Origin of the sequence: Rathayibacter oskolensis, assembly GCF_900177245.1 — a bacterium.
Taxonomy (GTDB): Bacteria; Actinomycetota; Actinomycetes; order Actinomycetales; family Microbacteriaceae; genus Rathayibacter; species Rathayibacter oskolensis.
Genome location: NZ_FXBM01000004.1, coordinates 1 through 24,208, shown reverse-complemented (window position 1 = coordinate 24,208; position 24,208 = coordinate 1). Strand labels below are relative to the sequence as shown.

Genomic DNA, 24,208 nt, shown 5'->3' with positions numbered 1-24,208 from the left:
GATCCGCGTAGTTCGGCCCGCAGGGGCGAATCCTTCCTGAATTCTTGACGCCCCCGGCCCGGTGCACCGCGGCGGCACGACTCCCGCTATCGGCTCCGAGCACCGACGCGCGCTCGGGCGTCAGTGCGCCTCGACCGGCTGACCGCGCTTGAGCAGCCGCGAGACGCCCAGCACGATCCCGACGATGATCATCCCGAGCACCAGGCCGAAGACCATCGACACCGCGGTGTCGGCGATCCACTCGACGACCGGCCCCGCCTCCTCGACGGCGCCGGTGACGACGTGCACGAGATCCTCCGGCCCGTGCCAGAACGTCTCGGCCAGGTTCGCGATCACGAGGTGCCCGCCGACCCAGAGCATCGCCAGCGTGCCGATGATGCTGATGCCGCGGAACACCGCCGGCATCGAGGCGACGATGCGCGCGCCGGTGCGCCGGACGCCGCGGGCCGCGTTCTTCATCATCCCGAGTCCCACGTCGTCGATCTTCACCAGCAGGGCGACCGCTCCGTAGACGAGCAGCGTCATCCCCAGGCCGATCACGGCGAGCGCGGCGATCGTCTGGCCGAAGCCGAGGTCGGTGTCGAGCCCGTCGAGCGCGATCAGCATGATCTCGGTGCTCAGGATGAGGTCGGTGCGGATCGCGCCGAACACGAGCTTCTTCTCGTCTCGCGACTCCGTCTCGCCGCTCTCGTGGTGCACGCCGAACCACTCGGTGACCTTCTCGGCCCCCTCGAAGCAGAGGAAGGCGCCGCCGACGATCAGGAGGTAGGGCAGCACCCCGGGTGCGAACGCCGAGAGCAGCAGCGCGAGCGGGATGATGATGACGAACTTGTTGAAGAGGCTGCCGAGCGCGATCCGCCAGACGACGGGCAGCTCCCTCGCGGGCGTGAGGCCCTGCACGTACTGCGGAGTGACGGCCGCGTCGTCGATGACGACTCCCGCCGTCTTCGCGCTCGCCTTGAGCGCAGCGGTGAGGATGTCATCGACAACCGCGAGCAGGCCGACCGACATGTGCGACTCCTTGGATCAGTGAGGGTGAGAGGGCTCACAGTATCGCGGGGAGGTGGCCGTTCTGCGAGCGCCCGCCCATCAGCCCTGCCGGCGGCGGTGCAGCAGGTTCGCGACGGCGGAGGCGACCACCAGGATCGCGGCGCACCAGGCGAGAGCGGTCCACAGCGACCCGTCGGCCGCCCTGCCGGCCAGGAGGCTGCGCAGGGCGTCGACGATCGCCGTCACCGGCTGGTTCTCGGCGAAGAAGCGCACCGGCCCGGGCATCCCCGCCGTCGGCACGAAGGCCGAGCTGACGAAGGGCAGCAGGATCAGCGGATACGAGAACGCACTCGCCCCGTCGACCGTCTTCGCGCTCAGCCCGGCGATCACCGCGACCCACGTCAGCGCGAGCGTGAACAGCAGGAGCACTCCCGCCACCCCGAGCCACCCGAGAACCCCCGCCGACGAGCGGAAGCCGATCAGCACCGCGACCAGCACGACCACGACCAGCGAGATCGCGTTCGCCACGACCGAGGTGAGCACCTGCGCCCACAGCACGGAGGAGCGGGCGATCGGCAGGGTGTGCAGGCGGTCGAAGAAGCCGCTCTGCAGATCCAGGAACAGCCGGTAGGCGGTGTACGAGATTCCCGAGGCGATCGTGATCAGCAGGATCCCGGGCAGCAGGTAGTCGACGTACGACCCCGGCGCGCCGCCGGTGTCGACCGCGCCGCCGAAGACGTAGACGAACAGCAGCAGGAGCGCGATCGGCATCAGCGCCGTCGTGACGATGGTGTCGGGGCTGCGCAGGATGTGGCGGAGCGAGCGCCCGGTGAGCGCCGCGGTGTCGCCGAGAGCGGAGGCCCGCACCGACGGAGCGTGCGCGGTCATCGCGACTCCCCCTCTCGGGCACCGGTGAGGGCGAGGAACACGTCCTCCAGCGTCGGCTGCTTCTCGACGAGCACCTTCTCGACCGGAGGCAGCAGCCGCTGCAGCTCGGCGAGGGTGCCGGTGCGCAGGATGCGCCCCTCGTGGAGGATCGCGATGCGGTCGGCGAGGCGCTCGGCCTCGTCGAGGTACTGCGTGGTGAGCAGGACCGTGGTGCCGTGCCTCGCGAGCTCTTCGACCGCCTCCCAGACCTCGAGCCGCGCGGCGGGGTCGAGCCCCGTCGTCGGTTCGTCGAGGAGGATCACGGCGGGGTCGCCGACGAGGCTCATCGCGAGGTCGAGGCGCCGCCGCATGCCCCCGGAGTAGGTCGAGGCGAGCCGGCCGCCGGCCTCGGTGAGCGAGAACCGCGCGAGGAGCCGGTCGGCGATCCCTCCCGGATCGGCGAGGTGCCGCAGGCGCGCGATCAGCAGGAGGTTCTCGCGGCCGCTCAGCCTCTCGTCGACCGCGGTGAACTGGCCCGTCGAGCTGATCGCCGCGCGCACCGCCGCGGAGTCGCGGACGACGTCGGCGCCGGCGACGACCGCCGTGCCGCCGTCGGGCCGCAGCAGCGTCGAGAGGATGCGCATCACCGTCGTCTTGCCCGCCCCGTTCGAGCCGAGCAGCGCGACGATGCTGCCGCCGTCGACCTCGAGGTCGACTCCGCGCAGCACCTCCGTCGCCCCGAACGACCGGCGCAGGCCCGCGAGGCGGATCACCGGCTCGCTCATCGCGGGCCGCTCTCGGCCTGGCTCGCCGCGGCGCGGTCGACCGCGTCGGTCAGCCGGGCGCGCTCCTTGCCGATCCACGATCCCTCCGGGTAGTTGCGGAGGAAGGCCTCCGCGAACTCGACCGGGTCCTCGCCGACCAGGTCGCGGATCGAGGTGCCGGAGGCCGCGGCCTCCTCGAACACGTCGGCGAGGTCGTCGAGCAGGGCGAGCAGGTGCTCGGGCTTCGACGAGGCGAAGTAGTAGACGTAGTGCTCCACCGCCTCCAGCACCGAGCGGTACTCGGCGGGCAGCTTCTGCGTGCGGGCCTTGAACGCGCGGTACCTCTTCTTGTCGCCCAGGTCGCCGATGAGCTTCTCGATCAGCATGGTCGTCCTCCTTCGTCTCGGAGCTGCTCCAGTCGTTCTGCGAGGAAGCTCCAGGTCCTCCAGAACTCGTCGAGGTAGTCACGACCCCGGGCGTTGAGCGAGTACACCTTGCGGGGCGGCCCCTTCTCGGACGGCACCTTCTCGACGTCGACGAGATCGCGCTGCTCGATCCGCACCAGCAGCGCATAGACGGTGCCCTCCGCGATGTCCGCGAAGCCGTCGTCGCGCAGCCGCGCGGTGATCTCGTACCCGTAGGCCGAGCGCGTCGCGAGGATCGCGAGCACGATGCCCTCGAGCGTGCCCTTGAGCATCTCGGTCGCCTGCTTGCCCACGGTCGCCTCCTGTACTCAGTGTCACTAGCTACTGGTAGATAGTAACGCTGAGTACCGCCGCGGAGCAAGGGCGGGGAGTGCGATCTGCAGGCGTCAGTGCGATGTCCAGGCGATCACGGCGCGGGACTGCTCTCCTCCGCAGGGGCAGCCCTCAGAGCGCCGGATCACCTGCAGACCGCACCAGCACCTGCAGACCGCACCAGCACCTGCGTCAGCCGCGCGCCGGCCCCGTGCTCTCGCGCACGACGAGCCCCGTCGGGATGAGCGTGACGCCCGAGCGCTCCCCCGACTCGAGCTCGCGCAGCAGGATGTCGACCGAGCGGCGCCCCGTGTCGCCGAAGAACTGGCGGACGGTCGTCAGCGGCGGCCAGAAGCTCGCCGACTCCTCCATGTCGTCGAAGCCGACGACGCTGACGTCGCCGGGCACCGCGCGGCCCGCCTCGTGCAGCGCCCGCAGCACGCCGAGCGCCATCTGGTCGTTGGCGGCGAAGATCGCGGTCACCGAGGGGTCAGCGGCCAGCGAGCGGCCGAGGCGGTAGCCGGAGGCGCTCGACCAGTCGCCGACGAGCACCTCGGGAACCGGGGCGCCGGCCGCCCGCAGCGTCGACTCCCAGGTCTCGCGGCGCCGCTCGGCCGAGTAGGAGCGCTCGGGTCCGGCGATGTGCCAGACCGTGCGGTGCCCGAGCTCGAGCAGGTGCTCGACCGCCTGGCGGGCGCCCGAGACCTGGTCGGTGTCGACGACGGGGTACTTGTCGCCTCCCGCGGAGTCGACGACGACGACCGGCAGCTCGGGCGGCAGCACGATGTCGGTCTCGTCGAGCAGGTGCGCCTCGACGATGATGATGACGCCGTCGACCGCCTCCTCGCTCAGGCGGTGGAAGGCCACCGAGACCTCGCCCTGCGTGGGGTGCGAGACCGGGATCAGGGTGATGGAGTAGCCGGCGTCGGCCGCCGCGATCGCGATGGCGTCGAGGGTGCGCATGTTGCCGAAGGAGGACAGCGTGAACATGATCACGCCGATGCTGTGGAAGCGGCCGGTGCGCAGGGCGCGCGCGGCGCTGTTGGGCCGGTAGCCGAGGTCGCGCATCGCCTCGAGCACGCGCTCGCGGGTCTCGGCGTCGACGTTCTGCTTGCCGTTCGACACGCGGGAGACGGTCTGGCCCGACACGTTGGCCCGGCGGGCGACGTCGGCCATCGACACGCCGCGCCGACGCGGCGCGGTCGGGGATGCGGGGTTCGTCTCGATGGCCATGGCACCCCTTTATAGCGCCTCACGCAACATATCGAGAGGCGGGTCGTCACCCGGCGCCGCGTCCGATCGGCACTCGCGATGTTGACGTCCTCATGCTACGGTGACGTCCTGCCATGTTGACGTGAACATGTCTGATCGGCACTCACCCCGAACGGAATCGAAGATGACGACGACGTCTCCCCCCGTCCCGCTCAGCGAGGTCTCCCCTCCGGCGGACCCCCTGGGCGTTCCGCGCTCCCGCGCGAAGAGCGAGTGGAAGGGCCTGGCCTTCGTGGCTCCCTTCCTCGTGGTGTTCCTCCTCGTCTTCATCGCGCCGGTGATCTACTCGATCTACCTCAGCCTGTTCCGCGAGCAGCTCGTCGGCGGCAACGCCTTCGTCGGCTTCGACAACTACCTGACGCTGTTCGCCGACCCGAACTTCTGGGAGGGGTTCGCGCGCGTCCTGCTCTTCCTCGTGATCCAGGTGCCGATCATGCTGGCGCTCGCACTGGTCGCGGCCCTCGCGATCGACAGCGGGCGCCTGCACGGCACGGGCTTCTTCCGCATCGTGGTCTTCCTCCCCTACGCGGTCCCCGCGGTCGTGGCGGTGCTGATGTGGGGCTTCATCTACGGCGACAACTTCGGACTCGCCGCGAACCTCAACGACCTGCTCGGCTCCGACGTCGTGCAGCCGTTCTCGCGCGACTGGATCCTCGCGTCGATCGGCAACATCGTCACGTGGGAGTTCGTGGGCTACAACATGCTCATCTTCTACTCCGCGCTGAAGACGATCCCGGGCGAGCTCTACGAGGCCGCAGAGATCGACGGCGCCGGCCCGATGCGCGTCATCACCTCGATCAAGCTGCCCGCGCTGCGCGGCGCGATCGTCATCGCGACGATCTTCTCGATCATCGGCAGCTTCCAGCTGTTCAACGAGCCGAACATCCTCCGGACGCTCGCGCCGAACATCATCACGACCTACTTCACGCCGAACATGTACGCCTACAACCTGTCCTTCGCCGGTCAGCAGTACAACGCGTCGGCCACGGTCGCCATCGTCATGGGCGTGATCACCGCGGTGATCGCCTACGTCGTGCAGCTCCGCGGCGCGCGGAAGGAGAACTGATGGCCCTCGCCACCGCTCCCCGGGCCACCGCGCCCCGGAAGCCCGCCTCGACCCGGCGCCGCGGCTCCTCGGTGCAGCCGAAGAAGTCGATCGCGTTCACTCTGCTGATGTCGGTCTTCATCCTCTACAGCCTCGTGCCGCTGGCCTGGCTGGTCATCAACTCGACCAAGACGCAGGCGGGCCTGCTCTCGAGCTTCGGCCTCTGGTTCGACGGCGACTTCGTCTTCTTCCAGAACATCGCCGAGACGCTCACCTACCGCGACGGCATCTTCCTCCGCTGGCTCGGCAACACGCTGCTCTACGTGGTCGTCGGGGCCGGAGGCGCGACGCTGCTCGCGACGCTCGCGGGCTACGGGCTCGCCAAGTTCCGCTTCGCGGGGCGCAAGGCGGTCTTCGCGGTCGTCCTCGGCGCGATCGCCGTCCCCGGCACGGCGCTGGCGGTCCCCACGTTCCTGATGTTCAGCCAGCTGGGCCTCACCAACACCCCGTGGGCGATCATCATCCCCTCGCTGATCAGCCCGTTCGGGCTCTACCTGGTCTGGGTGTACGCGGTCGAGTCGGTCCCCACCGAGCTGCTCGAGGCGGCGCGGATGGACGGGGCGGGCGAGTTCCGCACGTTCTTCACCATCTCGATCCGCCTGCTGGCGCCCGGGATCGTGACGGTGCTGCTGTTCTCTGTCGTCGCGACCTGGAACAACTACTTCCTGCCGCTGATCATGCTGAGCGACCCCGCCTGGTACCCGCTCACGGTCGGCCTCAACCAGTGGAACGCCCAGGCCACCGGCGTCAGCGCGCAGCCCATCTACAACCTGGTGATCACGGGCTCGCTGCTCACGATCATCCCCATCGTCGTCGCCTTCCTCGGACTCCAGCGCTTCTGGCAGTCCGGCCTGAGCGCCGGCAGCGTCAAGGGCTGAGCCCTCTCGAACCCACCCTCCGCCGGAGCATCCCGCCCCGCACCACCCACAGCACGAAGAAGTGAAGGGAACACCCTCAAGTGACGAGAAACACTCAAGTGACGAGAAGCACTGTGAAGATCGCCCGTTCCGCCCTGCGGCGGACCCTGACGGTCGTGGCCGCCGCGGCACTGGCCGCCGGCTCGCTCGCCGCCTGCTCCTCCGACTCCGGAGGCGGCGCGAGCGGCTCCGGCTCGGCCGACGACCTCGACGCCGCCCTCGAGGCCGGGGGGAAGATCACCTACTGGAGCTGGACCCCCAGCGCCGAGGCGCAGGTCGCCGCGTTCGAGGAGGCCTACCCGAACGTCGACGTCGAGCTGGTCAACGCCGGCACGAACACCGACGAGTACACCAAGCTGCAGAACGCGATCAAGGCCGGATCGGGCGCCCCCGACGTCGTCCAGATCGAGTACTACGCCATGCCGCAGTTCGCGCTCTCGGACTCGCTGCTCGACCTCTCGCAGTACGGGATGGGCGACCTCGAGGACCAGTTCAGCGCCTCCACCTGGGGCAGCGTGAACGTCGACGGCAAGCTCGTCGGCCTCCCGCAGGACTCGGGCCCCATGGCGATGTTCTACAACAAGACGGTCTTCGACCAGTACGGCATCGCCGTCCCGACCACCTGGGACGAGTACATCGAGGCCGCGAAGAAGCTGCACGAGGCCGACCCGACGAAGTACATCACCGCCGACACCGGCGATGCGGGCTTCGCGACCAGCATGATCTGGCAGGCCGGCGGCGAGCCGTTCACCTTCGACGGCGACGACATCACCGTGAACCTCGCCGACGAGGGCACGACGAAGTGGACCGGAGTCTGGGACCAGCTCGTCGAGGGCGGCCTGCTCTCGGACACCCCCGGCTGGGGCGACGAGTGGTACAAGGGCCTCGGCGACGGCTCGATCGCGTCGCTGATCACCGGTGCGTGGATGCCCGGCGTCCTCGAGTCCAGCGTGACCGACGCCTCCGGTGACTGGGCCGTCGCGCCCATCCCGACCTACGACGGCACCGCCGTCAGCGCCGAGAACGGCGGAGGCGGCCAGTCGGTCACCTCGCAGAGCGAGAACCCGGCGCTGGCCGCCGCGTTCCTGCGCTGGCTGAACAGCGACCCGGCGTCGATCTCGGTGTTCCTCGAGAGCGGCGGATTCCCCTCGACCACGGCCGAGCTGACCGACCCCGACTTCACGGGCGCCGAGTCGGAGTACTTCGGCGGGCAGAAGATCAACGAGGTGCTGACCCAGGCCTCCGAGGACGTCCGCCCCGGCTGGTCGTACCTGCCCTACCAGGTCTACGCGAACAGCGTCTTCGGCGACACTGTCGGACAGGCCTACGCGAACGGCACCAGCCTCGAGGACGGACTCGCCGAGTGGCAGAGCCAGCTCGTGCAGTACGGCAACGAGCAGGGCTTCACGGTCTCCGAGTAGCACGCACGGCGATGAGGCCGGTCGGATCGCTCCGGCCGGCCTCCTCCCGTTCCACCGCTCGGCGACCGAGCGCACCGATCCTGAGGGGGATCCCGCATGACCACCGCTCGCTTCGCCATCGGCGCGACCGACTTCGAGCTCGACGGCCGTCCGCACCGGATCCTGTCGGGGGCGCTGCACTACTTCCGCATCCACCCCGACCTGTGGGCCGATCGGATCCGCAAGGCCCGGCTGATGGGTCTGAACACCATCGAGACCTACGTCGCGTGGAACGCGCACGAACCGCAGCAGGGCTCCTGGCGCGAGGACGACGGGCTCGACCTCGGACGGTTCCTCGACCTCGTCGCCGCCGAGGGCATGCACGCCGTCGTGCGCCCCGGCCCCTACATCTGCGCGGAGTGGGACAACGGCGGGCTGCCCGCCTGGCTGTTCCGCGACCCCGAGGTCGGCGTCCGCCGCTCGGAGCCGCACTACCTCGCCGCCGTCAGCGCCTACCTCCGCCGCGTCTACGCGATCGTCGCGCCGCGGCAGATCGACGTCGGCGGGCCGGTCGTGCTCGTGCAGATCGAGAACGAGTACGGCGCCTACGGCTCCGACAAGGAGTACCTGGCCGAGCTGGTCCGCGTGACGCGCGACTCCGGGATCACCGTGCCGCTGACCACGATCGACCAGCCGACGCCGCAGATGCTCGCCGACGGCAGCCTCCCGGGCCTGCACCTGACCGGCTCGTTCGGCTCGCGCACCCCCGAGCGGCTCGCGACGCTGCGCGAGTTCCAGCCGACCGGGCCGCTGATGTGCATGGAGTTCTGGTGCGGCTGGTTCGACGACTGGGGCACCCAGCACCACACGACCGACGCCGAGGCCTCGGCCCGTGAGCTCGACGCGCTGCTCGCGGTGGGCGGCTCGGTCAACATCTACATGTTCCACGGAGGCACGAACTTCGGCCTCACGAGCGGCGCCAACGACAAGGGCCGCTACGCCGCGATCACGACGAGCTACGACTACGACGCACCGCTGGACGAGGGCGGCGACCCGACGGCGAAGTTCTGGGCGTTCCGCGAGGTGATCGCGCGCTACGCGCCGGTGCCGTCCGAGGTCCCGGAGGCGCGCCGGCCGGCGCCGGTCGTCACCGCGCCGCTGCTCCCGGGGCCCGCACTGCTCGGGCTCGACGCCGCGTTCGGCCCGGCGGCGCACCTCGACGCGATGGCGAGCTTCGACGAGCTCGGGCACGACGACGGCTTCGTGCTGTTCACGACGACACTGACGGGCGGCGCCGCCCCCGCGCGGCTCGTCGTCGGCGAGGAGGTGCGCGATCGCGCCTGGGTGCTGCTCGACGGCGCTCCCGTCGGCGTGCTCGCGCGCGACAACCACGAGCGGGCGCTGACTCTGCCGCGCGGCGGCGGCGAGCTGGCGATCCTGGTCGAGAACCAGGGGCGGGTGAACTACGGCGAGCGGATCGGCGAGCACAAGGGCCTGATCGGCGGCGTGCTCCTCGACGGGGTCGAGCTCGGCGGATGGACGGCGCGGCCTCTCGCGCTCGAGTGCGTGCCCGAGATCGTGTCGGTCGCCTCCGGGTTCGCGGCCGGCCCCGGGCTCGCCTCGGGAGTGGTCGAGCTGGAGGAGCCGGCCGACCTGTACGTCGACACGCTGCACTGGGGCAAGGGCCTCGTCTGGGTGAACGGCTTCCTGCTCGGGCGGTACTGGCGGCGCGGCCCGCAGCGGACGCTGATCGTGCCGGCGCCCGTGACCCGCGCCGGCCGCAACGACGTCGTCGTGCTCGAGCTCGAGGCGATCGCGGAGCCCGAGATCCGGCTGCTGGCCGGGCCCGAGCTGGGGCACACCGAGGTGTGACGCGCCCTCTGCTAACCTCGTGCGGCTTCCGGCGACGGTCCGGCGGCGGAGGGGGACGACCATGACGAGGACCACCGCACGAGCCGGAGTCGCCCGCGCAGGGACCGCGCTGGTCGGCACGATGCTCCTGGCGCTCGCCGGCTGCACGGCCGCCGAGCCCGAGCCCACGGCTGCTCCGCTCCCGCAGAAGTCGGCGGAGGAGCTGACGACGGTCTTCGACGACATCCAGTTCGTCCCCGGCGAGTTCGACACCACGACCGAGATGCTCGGGTCGATCTATCCCGGCCTCACCGCCTCCGACGTCTCGTGCCTCGCGCCGTTCGGGGTGGGCTGGGACACCGACGACACCCTCGCCGACCCCGTCCTCGAGTGGGGCACGAGCACCGACCGCTCGATGACCGCGGTGGTGGCGAGCACCGGCACCGCCGACGCCGCCTCCTCGCTCGTCGCGGGCGCCGAGGACGCGCTCGAGAGCTGCGCCGACGGCTCGGATCTGTTCGAGATGCAGGGCGTGCCCGTGCAGACGACGGTCGAGCAGACCGAGCCCGAGCTGACGGGCACCGACGAGGCCCTGGGCTGGCGGGTGACCGGCGACGTCGGCGGCTCGCCGTTCACCCTCGCCGGGATCACCGCCCGCGCCGGCGGCGACGTCGTCGCGATCGTCGGCTGGGACCCGTCGACCAACGAGTCCTACGTGCCGCAGGCCACCCAGCTCTTCCTGGACGCGCTGTAGGCCACCCCGGGCCAGGGCATCCCGCCCGTCAGCCCAGCCACGAGAGTGTGCCGCCGTGCGGGGCGACGGAGGCGAGCGGCACGCCGTCTGCGGCGAGCAGGAACGGGGACGGCTGCGGCGCCGTCCGGCCCGCCCGCGCCTCGGCGAGCTCCGGCAGCAGCGCCTCCGCCTCGAGGGTGACGAGGCTCGCCCCGCGCGAGTCGACCGCCTCCAGCACCCGCTCGCGGGCGGCGCGCGGCAGGTAGACGAGGGTCCCCAGCGACACCACGACCGCGCGCACCCCACGGGGCACCGCGTCGAGCAGGCGCGGCAGCGCCTCGGCCGCGTCTCCCGTCACGATCTCGGGCGGGTCGCGCCGCACCGTCTCGATCGCGGCCCGGAGGCGCGCGGTGCGCTCGGGGCGATCGGGCGGGAGGAGCGCCTCCAGCCAGGCCCGGTCCTCGGCCGCCCGCACGTCGAGCGGCCGCAGGTCGAGGCCGCGCCGCCACGTGACGTGCGGGAGGCGCGTCGGCGCCGCTCCGCCCGAGACCGCGCAGCGCAGCAGCGGCTCACCCCGGCCCAGCCGCGTCGCGCCGGTCTCGAGGTCACTGCGCGAGAACTCGTACGAGTACCGCTCCGGCACCAGGCACAGCCCGGCGGAGGCGCCCAGCTCGACGAGCGCTATCGGCTCGTCGGGCGCGGTGAGGCGCTCGAGCGCGGCGACCAGGGGCGCGCAGCGCAGCGCCTCGTTCGTCTGGGTGAGCCGCTCGGCCGCGACCGGCGCGACTCGCGGCCACTCCCTCCGCAGCCACTCGACGAAGTCGTGCGCATCGCCGCCCGGCGCCCCGAGGAGGCGCGCGACCGAGAACACCAGCGACGGCTGCCGGTGCGGTCTCGGCAGCTCGTCGATCAGGGCGATCAGATCGGCGTCGGAGGCGATCGCGAGCGCCCACGCCACCTGACGCTCGGAGGTCTGCGCGAGCTCCACGGCGGCGCGGCGGTACCAGTCGGCGGTCGTCTCCATGCGCCCATCCTCCGGGATGCCGGCGAAGCACCTCCCGCTACGGTGGTGCCACACCGACAGACACCGGAGGCTCCCGTGCTCGATTCAGCCCTCTCCCTCGCCCAGGACTACGTGCCCTCGGGTCTCAGCGCGGCAGGCTCGATCGGCAGCTTCTTCGGCGGGATCATCGGCTACGTGATCGCGGTCATCGCGCTCTGGCCCGTCTTCACCAAGGCCGGCCGACCCGGGTGGGGCGCGATCATCCCGATCTACAACGCCTACCTGCTGACCAAGATCGCGGGCTACCACGGCGCGACGCTGCTGCTCTTCCTGATCCCGGTCGTCAACGTCGTCTGGGCCGTGTTCATCGCCTACGGAGTGGCGAAGGCGTTCGGCAAGGGCCTCGTCTTCAGCTTCTTCCTGCTCTGGCTGTTCGCGCTCATCGGGTACCTGATCCTCGGCTACGGCTCGTCCCGCTACCTCGGCGACGGCGGAGACCCGAGCAAGCGGGTGACCTCCACCGTCTGACGCGGGCTCACCGCTCGAGGCGCGGCGGGTGGTCGCCGTGCCGATGCACGATCCGCCAGCCCTGCTCGCCGAACCGCCGGTAGACGTGGGTGACGCGGATGAGCATCGGACGCGCCTCCTCCCCGTCGATCCGCGTCGACCCGATCTCGAGGCCCACCGTGTAGGCGAGGTCTCCGGAGGCGTGGACGACGTCGTACCGCGGCCGCAGCTCGCCCTCGGCGAAGCGGCCGGCCACCCAGCCGAGGGTCTCGTCGATCGCGGCCCGCCCGCGCTCGATCGTGCCGAAGGCCCCGTAGAGCGTGGAGTCGTCGGAGTCGGCCCAGCAGCGGCGGTAGGGCTCGGGGTCTCCCGCCGCCATCGCGACGAGCGCCTCGCCGACCGCGTCGATCGCGCGGACCAGATCGGGCGGGAGCTGTGCCGGATCGCTCATGGCTCGGACTCTACTGCGGCGGCGACGCGCCGGGCAGGAGACCTGGGGAGCGAGCATTGTCAGCCACTCCCCAGCCTCCTTCGCAAAGCGGATAGCACGGGCGACCCCCCGGGACAGGGCGCATACGTTCTCCCCATGGCCCGAGCCTCGGCCAGCAGCTCTCACGACCGGCATCCGCCGGCACCCTCCCCCAGTCGCGGCACCCCCTCCCGCGACGCCCCTCACAGAACGGCGGCTCCGCACATGGGCGCACTCCTCTACGGCACCCCTGCCACCTCGCACGACATCGACGACCGCGCGCTCGCTCACCTGCAGATCGTCATGGTCAACAAGTTCCGGCGCAACGAGGCGTTCGCATTCCAGATCGACGCGTCGAGCGCCCACGGGACCGGGCGCCAGACCATCTGGCTGCACCCGGCGATCCCGCTGCAGTTCTCGTTCCACGGGAGCCGGATGCCCGCGATCAACCCGTCCTGGGTCCGCGCGCTGATGGACGAGGCCAACAGCGGCCGCGGCCTCCGCATCGTCCCCGAGCCCGCCCAGCAGTCCGAGTCCGCCGGCCTCGCTCACGCTGCGGCCTGAGCGTCCGATGACTCCCCGCGACCGGGCGCGCGCGCGGAGACCGGGCACCGAGCTCTGGGCACCCGACTTCCTCGAGCTCTCGGGGTCCGAACTCTCGGAGCCCGAGCGCGCGGAGTCGAGCTTCGAGTGCTCGACCACGCGCGACGGCGTGACCGGTGCGCTCTGCGTCACCGGGAGCACGCTGGTGCTCAGCGATGTCGAGTCGACGGTCCGCCTCAGGGCCCGGGACATCTTCGGCTGGTGGGACACCCCGGCCGGGGGGACCTTCTCGCTGGCCGTCGAGGCCGGAGCCCGCCACACCGTCGTCCTGCTGTCGGAGTTCCGCGGGGCGACCGTGCACGCGATGACCAGGGCCTTCGGGCCGGGCGCTCCCCTCGATCGTTTATCCGCTTAACGAATTTTCCCCCGCTCGGCATGGACGACCCCTGCCGTGGCATGGGATTCTGAGTGGCGATGGACGGTCGAGGCGGCGAGATCATCCGCTCCGAGGTCAGTGGGCGGGACATCGATGAGGCGCGCGCGCTGCTCGAGGACGTCTACAACGGCCACCGGTTCTCGGTCGAGCCGAGCGCCGACTTCAGCTACCGCTACACCTCCGTCGGCGACACCGAGGTCACCCTCCGCGGCAGCCACTTCGCCGGCGCCGTGCAGGGCCGGATCCAGACCGAGGGCGAGTACATCGTCGCGTGGCTGACGGCGGGCGAGGGCGCGATCGACCTCGACGGCGACCCGGTGCGGCTCGAGTACGGCCGGCCGTCGATGTTCGTCACCGATCGGCCGAGCGCCTTCGAGGTGCACGACTACCGGCAGAACCTGATCCACTTCGACGGCGCGTTCCTCGAGAGCGTCGCGGAGGAGATCGAGGGCACCCCGGGTGGCCCCCTCCTCTTCGACACGACCACGCGCCCCGACGGCGAGGCGCTGCGCCGCTGGTCGGCGACCGTCGCCGCGGTCGCCCGGGTGATCTACGACGTCGACAGCTCGGCGCTGCTGCGTCACGAGGCGAACCGGACGATCGCGGTCGCCCTGCTCGACACCTTCCCGCACGCCTCGCTCAGCGCCCCCGGCGACCTGAGCGTCCCTCGGAGCGGTCGCCTCCGCCAGGCGATCGAGTACATGTACGCGAACGCGCATCTGCCGCTGCGAACCGAGACGATCGCCGAGGAGGCGGGCATGAGCCTGCGCACCCTGCAGAGCGAGTTCCGCCGCGAGTTCGGCTTCACCGCGGTCGACTACCTGCGCCGCATCCGCCTCGACGCCGTGCAGAAGGAGCTGCGCGCCGGCGACTCCGGAGTCGTCAGCGTCTCGGAGGTCGCCCGCCGCTGGGGCTTCGCCCACCTCGGCCGCTTCTCGGCGTCGTACGCGCTCCGCTTCGGCGAGCGCCCGAGCACGACGCTCGACACCTAGCCCGGCCGGCCTCGACGCCGCGCTCTAGCCCGCAGCGCGGGCGACCGCCTCGAGCCGGGCGACGTGGTCGGGCCACCACTCGGCGGGGACGGCAGGCAGGTTGTCGCCCGGCGAGCGCAGGCCCGCCTGGCCGTCGATCAGCTCGCGGAGGATGTCGGCGTGACCGGCGTGCCGGTGCGTCTCGACCGTGATGTGCACGAGGATCCGGTGCAGCGTGACGTCGCGGTTCGTCCACCACGGCACCAGCCCGGGGGCGTCCAGCGGCAGCGCGGCGACGGTCGCCTCGGAGTGCGCCCAGACCCGGCGGTAGAGATCGATCACCTGCTCGCGCGACTCCTCCGGCGTCGCCCACATGTCGGCGTTCGGCTCCGACTCCTCCTCCATCCACGGCATCGGCTCGGGGAACGGGCGGCCGAACGTGGCGCCGAGGTAGCCCGCCTCCGTGCCCGCGACGTGCTTGACCAGCCCGAGCAGGTTGGTGCCGGTCGGCACCAGCGGCCGCCGCACGTCGTACTCCGAGAGCCCCTCGAGCTTGCTGAGGAGCACGTCGCGGCCCTCCTGCAGGTAGCGGAGGAGGGTCTGCTTCTCGTCGTTCAGGTCGGTGCTCGTCATCCCCCCAGCGTGGCCTGTGCGGGCGCCGACCGCCAGGGGATCAGCAGGGCGGGACGAGCAGGATCCGAGAAGCGCGGAGCGCCTCCCCACCCCTACCGTGGAGGCACCGACGACGAGAGGACGATCACGACATGACCGCCGACGAGACGGGCGGCTTCTCCGCCGAGGAGAAGGCCGCGATGAAGGCCCGCGCTGCCGAGCTGAGGGCGGAGGCGCGCCGCGGCAAGGCCGCGGACAAGGCGGCCGCCGACCGCGCGACGATGTTCGACAAGATCGCCGAGATGCCGCAGCCCGACCGCGCGCTGGCCGAGCGCCTCCACGAGGTCGTGACCGGGGCGGCGCCCGAGCTGCTGCCGAAGCTCTACTACGGGCAGCCCGGGTGGGCGAAGGACGGCAGGATCGTCGTCTTCTTCCGCAGCGGCCTGGTCGACAAGTCGCGCTACTCGACCTTCGGCTTCAGCGAGGAGGCGGCCCTCGACGAGCCGAGCGGGCTGTGGCCGACGTCGTACGCGCTCGACCACCTCGACGACGCCGGCGCGGAGCTGCTCGCCGACCTCGTGACGAGGGCAGTCGGCTGACTCGGGGGCGGCCTGCTCAGTCGGGCCGCTCCCACGCGATCGCGATCAGGCGGCGGAGCACGTCGAGGTCGATGCGGTCGAGTCTCGTCACGTAGACGCAGCCCGCGCCCTCGGTGAACGCGCCGAGCGAGGGCAGGAGCTCCGCCCCCTCCGGGAGGTCCTTCAGACCGTAGAGCGAGTGCCGCGCCGTGCGGGGCGAGAAGGCCGTCCGCGGCCACACGCCGGTCCGCTTCGGGTCGGACGGCGAGACGTAGCGGTAGCTGCCGTAGCCGATCATCGACGGACCCCAGAGCACGGGATCGGCGCCGGTGACCTCGCGGAAGAGCGCGTCGAGGCGGATGCCGTCGAGGCGCCGCCGCTCGGGAGCGACCGCGGCGAGGAAGTCGTCGACGCTCGCCGCGGTCGGCTGGGTCTTCTGCTCGGTCATGACTCCAGTGTGCACCGCACGGGATCAGCCGACCGCTACCCGCGCCTCCTCGCGCAGCACCTCGACGCCGACGAGTCGGCGCGTCTCGGCTCCGACCGGTGACGCCTCCCCGACCAGCGAGACGGAGGCGACCGTCTCCTTCGCCGCGCAGCTCGGCCCGACCCACAGCTCGACCTCGCCCGGCTCGACCACACGCACGCCCCTGCGGTCGGTGAAGGCGAGTCGGGCGGCCGGCACGTCGAAGCGCACCTCGATCTCCTCGCCCGCCGCGAGCTCCACCCGCGCGTAGCCGAGCAGCTGCGCCACAGGCCTGGTCACCGAGGCGTAGACGTCGCGGGCGTAGAGCTGCACCACGTCGATGCCGGCCCGCTCCCCCGTGTTCCGCACCCGCACGGAGGCGGTGAACGCGCCTCCCGTGGGCGCCTCGTCGGTCTCGAGCGACAGGCCCTCGCGCGAGAACGTCGTGTACGACAGACCGTGCCCGAACGGCAGCACCGGAGTGCTGTCGGCGCTGGTCACCTCTGACGGTCCGCCGAGGATCGGGTGCAGGTACGAGAACGGCTGCGCACCCGCCGAGCGCGGCAGCGACACGGGCAGGCGTCCGGAGGGGGACACCCGGCCCGAGACGACGCCCGCGAGTGCGCCGGCGCCCTCCTCGCCCGGGAAGAACGCCTGCAGCACCGCGGCGGGAGCCGACTCCCCGCCGACCGCCCAGCCCACCGCGTAGGGGCGACCGGTCAGCAGCACCAGCACCACGGGGGTGCCGGTCGCCACGATCGCCTCGACGAGCTCGCGCTGCCGGCCGGGCAGCTCGAGGCTCTCGACGTCGTTGCCCTCGCCGACGGTCCCGCGGCCGAAGAGCCCGGCCCGGTCTCCGACGACCACGACGGCCACATCGGCCTCGCGGGCCGCCGACGCCGCGGCGGGGATCCCGGAGGCGTCGTCGCCCTCGACCGCGCACCCCTCGGCGAGCAGGAACTCGCTGCCCGGGAACTCGGCGGCGAGCGCCTCCTTCACGGTGGGGATCTCGAAGCCGAGCGGCACGCCCTCGTGGTGCGCGAGCACGTGGTTGGCGAACGAGTAGCAGCCCATCAGCGCGGGGGCGCTGTCAGCGTTGGGGCCGATCAGCGCGATGCGGCGCGGCTGCGCGAGCGGCAGCACGCCGTCGTTGGTGAGGAGCACGATCGACTCCTCCGCGAGCCTGCGCGCGATGTCGCGGTGCGCGGGCGAGTCGAGGTCGATCGACTCGGGGGCGTCGTCGAAGCGCGCGTCGAGCAGCCCGAGGCGCTCCTTCTGGGCGAGCACCCGCAGCAGCGCGCGGTCGACGACGGCCTCGTCGGCGGCTCCGGAGCGGATGCGCTCGGCCAGCGGCGCGAGGAACGCGTCGCCGGTGGGCAGCTCCACGTCGATCCCGGCCTCGAGGGCCAGCTGGGCCGCTTCGCCGAGGTCGGCGGCGACGGCGTGCATCAGGTGCAGGAACGCGACCGCGAAGTAGTCGGCGACGACGACTCCGTCGAAGCCCCAGCGCTCGCGCAGCACGCCGGTGAGGTAGGCGGGCGTCGCGCCGACGGGGTCGCCGTCGATCTCGGCGTAGGAGTTCATCACCGAGCGCGCGCCGCCGTCGCGGATCGCCATCTCGAACGGGGGCAGCAGGACGTCCGCGATCTCGCGCGGCCCGGCGTGCACGGGGGCGTGGTTGCGCCCGCCGCGGGAGGCCGAGTAGCCGATGAAGTGCTTCAGCGTGGCGTCGACTCCCGCCGACTGCAGGCCCTTCACGTAGGCGGTGCCGATCGTGCCCACGACGTACGGGTCCTCGGCGATGCACTCGTCGACGCGCCCCCAGCGCGGGTCGCGGATGACGTCGAGCACGGGGGCGAGACCCTGGTGGATCCCGAGCTCGCGCATCGATCCGCCGATGACCGCGGCCATCTCCTCGACCAGCTCGGGGTCGAAGGAGGCGCCCCAGGCCAGCGGAGTCGGGAACGTCGCGGCCTTCCACGCCGCCAGACCCGTCAGGCACTCCTCGTGCACGATCGCGGGGATGCCGAGCCGCGTCTCGTCGACGAGGCGGCGCTGCTCGGCCCAGAGCCACTGCGCGCGCTCGATCGGGTCGACGGGGCGGGTGCCGTAGACGCGCGTGAGCTGGCCGATGCCCTCCCGCGTCGCGTCCTCGTAGCGGGTGGAGGTGGCCATCTCGCCGGCGAGCGGCTCGACGACCTCGCCGCCCTGGTCGACCCAGTAGCCGACGAGCTGCGTCAGCTTCTCCTCGAGCGTCATGCGGCCGATGAGGTCGCTGACGCGGGCGGACGGTGCGGACGGGGTGTGCGATTCGGTCACGGTGCGACCCTCTCTGCGTTCTCTGCGGAACCTGCGTTCTCTGCGGAACCTGCGTTCTCTGCGGGACGGGCGGGCGCCGGGGATCCGACGGCGGTCATCCCTTCACCGCACCGGTGAGGCCGCCGACGATGCGGCGTTCGAAGATGCTGAAGAAGATCAGCGCCGGGATCATCGAGAGAGAGACGAAGGCGAGCACCTTCGCCGTGTCGACGGAGTACTGCGATGAGAACGCCTGCACGCCCAGCGGCAGGGTGAACGAGTTCTCGTCGTTCAGGATGAACAGGGGCAGCAGGTAGCTGTTCCAGCTCGCGATGAACGCGAGGATCCCCGTCGTGATGACTCCCGGCATCGCCAGGCGCACGACCATGCGCCAGAAGAAGCCGATCCGGCTGCAGCCGTCGATGAACGCCGCCTCCTGGATCTCGTCGGGGATCGCGCGGAGGAACGGCACCAGGATGATGATCGTCGTCGGCAGGCCGAACGCGATCTGCGGCAGCACGACTCCGGCGAGCGAGTTCATCAGGCCGAGGTTCTTGATCACGAGGTACAGCGGAGTGATCGCGACGGTCATCGGGAACATCAGTCCGGCCGCGAACAGGGCGTAGAACACGCCCCGGCCGCTGAAGGAGTAGCGGGCGAGCACGTAGCTCGCCATCAGCCCCAGCACGACGACCCCGAGGGTGGTCGCGATCGCGGCGATGGCGGAGTTGCCCACCTCGCGCCAGAAGATGCCGCCGGTGATGACGTCGATGTAGTTCTGCACGTTCCAGGGCGAGGGCAGCCCGCTCGGATCGGTCGTGATCTGCGCGTTCGTCCGGAAGCCGCCGAGGATGATGTACGCCACAGGGGCGAGCATCAGGGCGATCACGACGACGGCCACCACGTAGGCGATGATCGTGCCGCGACCGAGGGGCCGCTTGCGCGGCTTCTGCCGCTTCAGGTCGACCGGGGACTGGGTGCCCGGCGGCACGGCGGTCATGGTGGTCATCGCTTGTCTCCCGTGAGTGCGCCGTCGGTGTCCCGTCGCAGCACGAAGCGCTGGTAGATCAGCGCCACGATGAGCGAGATGAGGAACAGGACCACCGCGACGGCGTTGCCGTAGCCGTAGTTGCCGGCGTTGCGTCCGTTGGTGACCAGGTAGGTCGCCATGGTCGAGGTGCCGGCGGTCGAGGACACGTACTGCCCCCAGATGATGTAGACGAGGTCGAACAGCTGCAGAGCGCCGATGATCGACAGGAACGCCCAGATGCGCAGCGTCGGCGCGAGCAGCGGGAGGGTGATCCTCCGCTGGACCTGCCAGTACGACGCGCCGTCGATGGCGGCCGCCTCCGACAGCTCCTCCGGGATGCCCTGGAGACCGGCGAGGAAGAGGATCACGGCGAAGCCGATGTACTTCCACGTGATGATCAGCATCAGGGTCCAGATGGCGATCGCGGGATCCGACAGCCAGTCCTGCTGGAGCGCGCCCAGGCCGATCTTCTCGAGGAAGCCGTTGACGGCGCCGCTGGTCTGGAGCATCAGGCTCCAGCCGGTGCCGACGACCACTTCGGAGATCACGTAGGGCACGAAGATCAGCACGCGGATGAAGGACTGGCCGCGCAGCTTGCGGTTGAGCAGCAGCGCGATCAGGATCGCCGCCGGGCCCTGGAGCACCAGCGAGAGCACCACGATCGTGCCGTTGTGGGTGAGCGCCTCGTGGAACGTGGGGTCCTGGAGGATCGTGAGGTAGTTCCTGAAGCCGACGAAGTCGGTCGGGACCCCGTAGCCCTGCCAGCTGAAGAAGCCGTAGTAGGCCGCCATCACGACCGGGAAGATCACGAAGGCGAGGAAGACGATCAGGGCCGGGCCGACGAGGATCGCGACCTCGAGGCGTCCCGACCAGCCGAGACCCTTGCGACGCCGGCGCACCGGGGGCGCCGCGACGGCGCCCCCGGTGGTCGAGCGCTCGCGGGGCTGATCCGCTCCGAGGAGCGGGCTCTCGCGGAGCGCCATGGCCTAGGCCTTGGCCGCTGCGGCGTTGACGGCCTCGACGAGCTGCTCAGGGCTGCTCTTGCCGGCGAGCAGGTCGACGACTCCGACGTTCAGAGCGTTGCCGACGTTGAGCCCGTAGACGGTGTCGAGCCACTGCGAGACGTACGGCGCCGAGTTGTAGGCGGCGAGGATGTCCTGCAGGTAGGGCTCCGTGACGGCCTCCTGCGCGACGGTGTTCACCGGCGGCGCGTTGAAGGCGGCGTAGTACTCCTTCTGCACGTCGGAGGTGGCGAGGTAGTTCAGGAAGTCGACGCACTCATCGGGAGCGTCGACCGAGCAGGAGTAGCCGTCGACACCGCCCATGATCGAGCCGGGCTCGCCCTCTCCGCCGTCGATCTCGGGGAAGGGGAACCAGCCGAGGTCGGGCAGGGGCTGCTCGTCGGGGGTGAGCGAGGCGATGACTCCGGGGTTCCAGGCGCCCATGAGCTCCATGGAGGCCTGGTGGTTGGCGAGGAGACCCGCCGAGCTGCCGGCGCCCTGCTGGGCGGCGGTGGTGAGGAAGCCCTCGTTGAACGGCTCGGTGTCGGCGAAGGACTGCAGGTCCTCGCCGGCCTTCAGCCAGCAGTCGTCCGAGAAGTCCATCGTGTCGGCCGCCTCGGCCATGGTGTCGGCGCTGCACTCGCGCAGGGCGAAGAAGTAGTACCAGTGCGCGGCGGGCCAGGCGTCCTTGCCGCCGAGCGCGACCGCCTGCGTCCCGCTCGACTTGAGGGCGGTGACGGCCGAGTCGAGGTCGTCCAGCGTCGTCGGGGTCTCGGTGATCCCGGCCGCCGAGAAGAGGTCCTGGCTGTAGAAGATGCCGCCGGGGAGCACGGCGACGGGCATCGCGTAGACCTTGTCGTCGAGCGTGTTCGCCGAGAACGAGCCCTCGGGGATCTCGCTGCGGGCCTCGTCCGAGATGCCCTCGGTGATGTCCTTGACCTGGCCGCCGGCGACCATGGCGGCGAGCTTGCCACCTCCGCGCTGGAGGAAGATGTCGGGCGCGTCGCCGGAGTTCAGCGCCGTCTGGAGCTTGCCGTCGAGGTCCTCGTTCTGGATGGCCTGCACGTCGATCGTGACGCCGGAGTTCGCCGCCTCGAAGTCGGCGACGGTCTTGTCCCAGAACTCCTGGCCGGGGCCGGTGGTCGAGTTCTGCCAGAGGGTCATCGAGACGGAGCCGTCGGACGACCCCGCATCCTGGGCCGAGCAGCCGGCGAGAGCCGTGGCCGCGCCGAGCAGGGCGACTGTTGCCACTGCGATCTTTCTGAACTTCATCGTTCGAACCGTTCTCTTCGCTGAGAAGCGCCGCCAAGGGAGAGCGGCGCTGGGGTGCACCCACCAGGGTGGGCAGCCTCAGTCTCAATTGGGGGTCAGCGATCGACAAACGTTTTCGAAATCATTTTCGACGATTCGCCGTAGGGTCGTCTGCGTGACCCTCCGCCCCACCATCCACGACGTCGCCGCAGCAGCCGGCGTCTCGGTCGCGACCGTGTCCAAGGCCGTGAACGGCCGCTACGGGATCGCGCCCGCCACGGCCACCCGCGTCCTCGAGATCGTGCGCGAGCTCGGCTACGAGTCGAGCCTCGTCGCCAGCAGCATGCGCTCCCGCCGCACCGGAGTCATCGGGGTGCTCGTCGCCGGCTTCGAGCCGTTCAGCGCCGAGATCCTCAAGGGCGTCGGCTCCGTGCTCAGCCAGTCGCGCTTCGATCTGCTCGCCTACAGCGGCTCGCACGAGGGCGAGCAGGAGGGCTGGGAGCGGCGCTCGCTCAGCCGCCTCAGCGGCACCCTCATCGACGGCGCGATCATGGTGACCCCCTCCGTCGACAGCGGCCGCTCCGACATCCCCCTCGTCGCCGTCGACCCGCACACCGGCCGCGCCGGCGTGCCCACCGTCGAGTCCGACAGCTTCGGAGGTGCGCTGCAGGCGACCCGCCACCTCATCGGGCTGGGTCATCGCCGCATCGGCTTCGTGGCCGGGCGCGTCGACCTGCGCTCCGCCCGCCTGCGCGAGGCCGGCTACCGGGCGGCGCTGTCGGAGGCGGGCCTCGTCTTCGACGAGCGCCTGCTGCGGGTGGGCAACTACCACCACGACACGGCCAGGCTCCCGGCGTCGACGATGCTCTCGCTGCCCGACCGGCCCACCGCCGTCTTCGCGGCGAACGACGTCTCGGCGCTCGCGATCATCGAGACGGCCGCGCACCTCGGGCTCGACGTGCCCCGCGATCTCTCGATCGTCGGGTTCGACGACGTCCCGGAGGCGGCCCGCTTCGATCCGCCGCTCACGACCGTCCGGCAGCCGATGCAGACCCTCGGGGCGACGGCGGCCGAGATGCTGATCACGCTGATGTCGGGCGAGACGCCGCGGTCGCTGCACGTGCAGCTGCCGACGCAGCTTGTGCGCCGGGCGACGACGGCGCCTCCGGGGGGTGCGCGGTGAGCGAGCTCGACGCCGCCGTCCGGGAGGTGCACGACGATCTCTTCGACGCGCTGGAGCTGACCGATCTGCCGGCGCTGGAGGAGTTCCTCGACGACCGATTCACGATCGAGCACCCGACGGGGCTGGTGCAGTCGAAGCTGGAGTGGATCGCCGACATCGACGAGGAGAAGATGGCCTACCACCGGATCGATCACGTCGAGAGCGCGGTCACGGGGACCGCGGAGCATCCGGTGCTGACGTCGCGGACGCTGACGGAAGCGACGATCGGCGGGCTGCACGCGACGTGGCGGCTGCAGCTGCGGAGCCGGCTGGTCGCGATGCACGGCACCTGGGTGATCACGCGCACGGTCGTCACGACCTGGTGACGGAGGGGCTCGGTTGCGCGGCGGCGTATCGGGCGGGTGGCGCCGATGACACCGGCGACGGGCGGGCGCGTAGTCGTGGCGAGGGAGCGGTTCTGAGACGCCCGGCCCGCTGCCTGCTGGTCGAGTAGCCGCGCAGCGGCGTATCGAGACCCACGTGCTCCCGGAGGGTCCGCGCGGGTGGTTCAGAAGGGTGGCGGGTCGTCGAAGTGCGGTCGTGGGGGTGGTTCGGGTGGTCGGCCGGGGAGGGCGGGTGGTCGGGTGGTGACGCGGCGTCCGGTGGGGTGGTCCGCTCGGCGGTGCCGTCGGGGTGGAGGGTGTAGGTCCAGCGGTCGCCGTGGCGGACGTGGTGGTGGGCGATGCAGAGGCTCGCGAGGTTGTGGAGGGCGGTGGGGCCGCCGTTGCGCCATTCGATCGTGTGGTCGGCTTCGGCGCGCGCGGCGGGGCGGGTGCAGCCGGGGAAACGGCAGGTCTGGTCACGCAGCTGCAGGTGCAGGCGCATCCGGGGCGGGGGGACACGGTGGGTGCGTCCGACGGAGACGACCCTGCCGGTGTGCTCCTCGGTGAGGACCTGGACGAACGAGGTTCCGACTCCGACGAGTTCGCGGGCGACGTCAGCGGGGACCGCTCCGTAGCCGTCGAGGTCCGCAGCGGTGTCATCGAGTCCCGCCGCGGTGGTCGCAGGCACGGTGAGCCGGATCTCAGCGCGCACTCCTGACGCGAAGGCGGGCGCGGAGCGGTCGGCGTCGCGATCGACCGGGGTGGTACCGGTGATGTCGCCGTCGCAGAGCAGGTCGGTCAGCGCGTCGGCGCGCAGCTGCGCGAGCGTGCGTTGATCCCCGTCGACGAGTCCGTCACCGTC

General features: G+C 71.2%; 27 protein-coding genes. 12 read left to right on the top strand and 15 right to left on the bottom strand.

Going from position 1 to position 24,208, the window contains the following annotated elements; genetic code table 11:
- Positions 1–120 precede the first annotated feature (120 nt).
- From B9Y99_RS17345 to B9Y99_RS17320, 6 genes are all read right to left on the bottom strand, one after another.
- On the bottom strand, positions 121–1,011 hold the full coding sequence (locus tag B9Y99_RS17345) for a DUF808 domain-containing protein (protein ID WP_085477912.1): 891 nt from the start codon (positions 1,009–1,011) through the stop codon (positions 121–123).
- Positions 1,012–1,089: 78 nt separating this feature from the next.
- Complete coding sequence (locus tag B9Y99_RS17340) at positions 1,090–1,878, bottom strand: ABC transporter permease (protein ID WP_085477911.1); 789 nt, start codon at positions 1,876–1,878, stop codon at positions 1,090–1,092.
- Positions 1,875–2,642, bottom strand: a complete 768-nt coding sequence (locus tag B9Y99_RS17335; RefSeq protein ID WP_085477910.1) for an ABC transporter ATP-binding protein — start codon at positions 2,640–2,642, stop codon at positions 1,875–1,877. Before B9Y99_RS17335 ends, B9Y99_RS17340 begins: the two co-directional genes overlap by 4 nt.
- Complete coding sequence (locus B9Y99_RS17330; protein ID WP_085477909.1) at positions 2,639–3,007, bottom strand: DUF1048 domain-containing protein; 369 nt, start codon at positions 3,005–3,007, stop codon at positions 2,639–2,641. Before B9Y99_RS17330 ends, B9Y99_RS17335 begins: the two co-directional genes overlap by 4 nt.
- Positions 3,001–3,339 (bottom strand): PadR family transcriptional regulator, encoded by a 339-nt coding sequence (locus B9Y99_RS17325; protein WP_085477908.1) that lies wholly within the window; start codon positions 3,337–3,339, stop codon positions 3,001–3,003. The genes B9Y99_RS17330 and B9Y99_RS17325 overlap by 7 nt, the downstream gene beginning before the upstream one ends.
- A 211-nt stretch (positions 3,340–3,550) precedes the next feature.
- Entirely contained in the window at positions 3,551–4,591 is a 1,041-nt protein-coding gene (locus tag B9Y99_RS17320; protein WP_085477907.1) for a LacI family DNA-binding transcriptional regulator, read from the bottom strand.
- Between the two features lie 163 nt (positions 4,592–4,754).
- Here B9Y99_RS17320 and B9Y99_RS17315 point away from each other — a divergent pair, with 163 nt between their 5' ends.
- The 5 genes from B9Y99_RS17315 to B9Y99_RS17295 all read left to right on the top strand — a co-directional run bounded on the left by B9Y99_RS17315 (position 4,755) and on the right by B9Y99_RS17295 (position 10,657).
- On the top strand, positions 4,755–5,696 hold the full coding sequence (locus tag B9Y99_RS17315; RefSeq protein WP_085477906.1) for a carbohydrate ABC transporter permease: 942 nt from the start codon (positions 4,755–4,757) through the stop codon (positions 5,694–5,696).
- Entirely contained in the window at positions 5,696–6,613 is a 918-nt protein-coding gene (locus B9Y99_RS17310; protein WP_085477905.1) for a carbohydrate ABC transporter permease, read from the top strand. Before B9Y99_RS17315 ends, B9Y99_RS17310 begins: the two co-directional genes overlap by 1 nt.
- 113 nt (positions 6,614–6,726) lie before the next feature.
- Positions 6,727–8,073, top strand: coding sequence for an ABC transporter substrate-binding protein (locus B9Y99_RS17305; protein WP_085477904.1), 1,347 nt, complete (start codon positions 6,727–6,729; stop codon positions 8,071–8,073).
- Positions 8,074–8,169: 96 nt separating this feature from the next.
- Complete coding sequence (locus B9Y99_RS17300) at positions 8,170–9,924, top strand: glycoside hydrolase family 35 protein (protein ID WP_085477903.1); 1,755 nt, start codon at positions 8,170–8,172, stop codon at positions 9,922–9,924.
- A 61-nt stretch (positions 9,925–9,985) separates the two neighbouring features.
- Positions 9,986–10,657, top strand: coding sequence for a hypothetical protein (locus B9Y99_RS17295; protein WP_085477902.1), 672 nt, complete (start codon positions 9,986–9,988; stop codon positions 10,655–10,657).
- Between the two features lie 28 nt (positions 10,658–10,685).
- Here the strand turns inward: B9Y99_RS17295 and B9Y99_RS17290 are convergent, their stop codons facing one another.
- Positions 10,686–11,660, bottom strand: coding sequence for a DUF2332 family protein (locus B9Y99_RS17290; RefSeq protein WP_085477901.1), 975 nt, complete (start codon positions 11,658–11,660; stop codon positions 10,686–10,688).
- A 75-nt stretch (positions 11,661–11,735) separates the two neighbouring features.
- On the opposite strand from B9Y99_RS17290, the gene B9Y99_RS17285 reads away from it, so the two are divergent.
- Positions 11,736–12,167, top strand: coding sequence for a DUF5684 domain-containing protein (locus B9Y99_RS17285; protein WP_208857006.1), 432 nt, complete (start codon positions 11,736–11,738; stop codon positions 12,165–12,167).
- A gap of 7 nt (positions 12,168–12,174) precedes the next feature.
- Here B9Y99_RS17285 and B9Y99_RS17280 read toward each other — a convergent pair whose 3' ends face one another.
- Positions 12,175–12,597 carry a YybH family protein gene (locus B9Y99_RS17280; RefSeq protein WP_165759668.1) on the bottom strand — a complete coding sequence of 141 codons (423 nt, stop codon included), beginning with the start codon at positions 12,595–12,597 and terminating at the stop codon, positions 12,175–12,177.
- Between the two features lie 243 nt (positions 12,598–12,840).
- Here B9Y99_RS17280 and B9Y99_RS17275 point away from each other — a divergent pair, with 243 nt between their 5' ends.
- From B9Y99_RS17275 to B9Y99_RS17265, 3 genes are read left to right on the top strand one after another with little or no spacing between them, the layout of a single operon-like run.
- Positions 12,841–13,179 carry a DUF7882 family protein gene (locus B9Y99_RS17275; protein WP_085477899.1) on the top strand — a complete coding sequence of 113 codons (339 nt, stop codon included), beginning with the start codon at positions 12,841–12,843 and terminating at the stop codon, positions 13,177–13,179.
- Positions 13,180–13,186: 7 nt separating this feature from the next.
- Positions 13,187–13,573: a hypothetical protein gene (locus tag B9Y99_RS17270; protein ID WP_085477898.1), complete on the top strand. Its 387-nt coding sequence runs from the start codon at positions 13,187–13,189 to the stop codon at positions 13,571–13,573.
- Positions 13,574–13,632: 59 nt separating this feature from the next.
- On the top strand, positions 13,633–14,586 hold the full coding sequence (locus tag B9Y99_RS17265) for a helix-turn-helix transcriptional regulator (protein WP_085477897.1): 954 nt from the start codon (positions 13,633–13,635) through the stop codon (positions 14,584–14,586).
- A 24-nt stretch (positions 14,587–14,610) separates the two neighbouring features.
- Here B9Y99_RS17265 and B9Y99_RS17260 read toward each other — a convergent pair whose 3' ends face one another.
- The gene (locus B9Y99_RS17260) at positions 14,611–15,198 is read right to left on the bottom strand and encodes a DinB family protein (RefSeq protein ID WP_085477896.1); all 588 of its coding nucleotides are present in this window, start codon (positions 15,196–15,198) and stop codon (positions 14,611–14,613) included.
- 131 nt (positions 15,199–15,329) lie between these two features.
- Here B9Y99_RS17260 and B9Y99_RS17255 point away from each other — a divergent pair, with 131 nt between their 5' ends.
- Positions 15,330–15,776, top strand: coding sequence for a DUF1801 domain-containing protein (locus B9Y99_RS17255; protein WP_085477895.1), 447 nt, complete (start codon positions 15,330–15,332; stop codon positions 15,774–15,776).
- Positions 15,777–15,792: 16 nt separating this feature from the next.
- Here the strand turns inward: B9Y99_RS17255 and B9Y99_RS17250 are convergent, their stop codons facing one another.
- The 5 genes from B9Y99_RS17250 to B9Y99_RS17230 form a co-directional block, all read right to left on the bottom strand.
- Positions 15,793–16,203, bottom strand: coding sequence for a DUF1801 domain-containing protein (locus B9Y99_RS17250; protein WP_085477894.1), 411 nt, complete (start codon positions 16,201–16,203; stop codon positions 15,793–15,795).
- 24 nt (positions 16,204–16,227) lie between these two features.
- The gene (locus B9Y99_RS17245; RefSeq protein WP_085477893.1) at positions 16,228–18,540 is read right to left on the bottom strand and encodes a beta-xylosidase/alpha-l-arabinosidase; all 2,313 of its coding nucleotides are present in this window, start codon (positions 18,538–18,540) and stop codon (positions 16,228–16,230) included.
- A gap of 94 nt (positions 18,541–18,634) precedes the next feature.
- Positions 18,635–19,528: a carbohydrate ABC transporter permease gene (locus tag B9Y99_RS17240; RefSeq protein ID WP_085477892.1), complete on the bottom strand. Its 894-nt coding sequence runs from the start codon at positions 19,526–19,528 to the stop codon at positions 18,635–18,637.
- The gene (locus B9Y99_RS17235) at positions 19,525–20,532 is read right to left on the bottom strand and encodes a carbohydrate ABC transporter permease (protein ID WP_085477891.1); all 1,008 of its coding nucleotides are present in this window, start codon (positions 20,530–20,532) and stop codon (positions 19,525–19,527) included. Before B9Y99_RS17235 ends, B9Y99_RS17240 begins: the two co-directional genes overlap by 4 nt.
- 3 nt (positions 20,533–20,535) lie before the next feature.
- A complete protein-coding gene (locus tag B9Y99_RS17230; protein WP_085477890.1) occupies positions 20,536–21,822 on the bottom strand; it encodes an ABC transporter substrate-binding protein in 1,287 nt (428 codons plus the stop codon).
- Between the two features lie 154 nt (positions 21,823–21,976).
- On the opposite strand from B9Y99_RS17230, the gene B9Y99_RS17225 reads away from it, so the two are divergent.
- Both B9Y99_RS17225 and B9Y99_RS17220 read left to right on the top strand, forming a co-directional pair.
- Complete coding sequence (locus tag B9Y99_RS17225) at positions 21,977–22,984, top strand: LacI family DNA-binding transcriptional regulator (protein WP_085477889.1); 1,008 nt, start codon at positions 21,977–21,979, stop codon at positions 22,982–22,984.
- Positions 22,981–23,349 carry a nuclear transport factor 2 family protein gene (locus tag B9Y99_RS17220; protein ID WP_085477888.1) on the top strand — a complete coding sequence of 123 codons (369 nt, stop codon included), beginning with the start codon at positions 22,981–22,983 and terminating at the stop codon, positions 23,347–23,349. The genes B9Y99_RS17225 and B9Y99_RS17220 overlap by 4 nt, the downstream gene beginning before the upstream one ends.
- Here the strand turns inward: B9Y99_RS17220 and B9Y99_RS17215 are convergent.
- Positions 23,336–24,208: HNH endonuclease signature motif containing protein (locus B9Y99_RS17215; RefSeq protein ID WP_129588115.1), on the bottom strand; the 873-nt coding region annotated here is incomplete at its 5' end. The genes B9Y99_RS17220 and B9Y99_RS17215 overlap by 14 nt on opposite strands.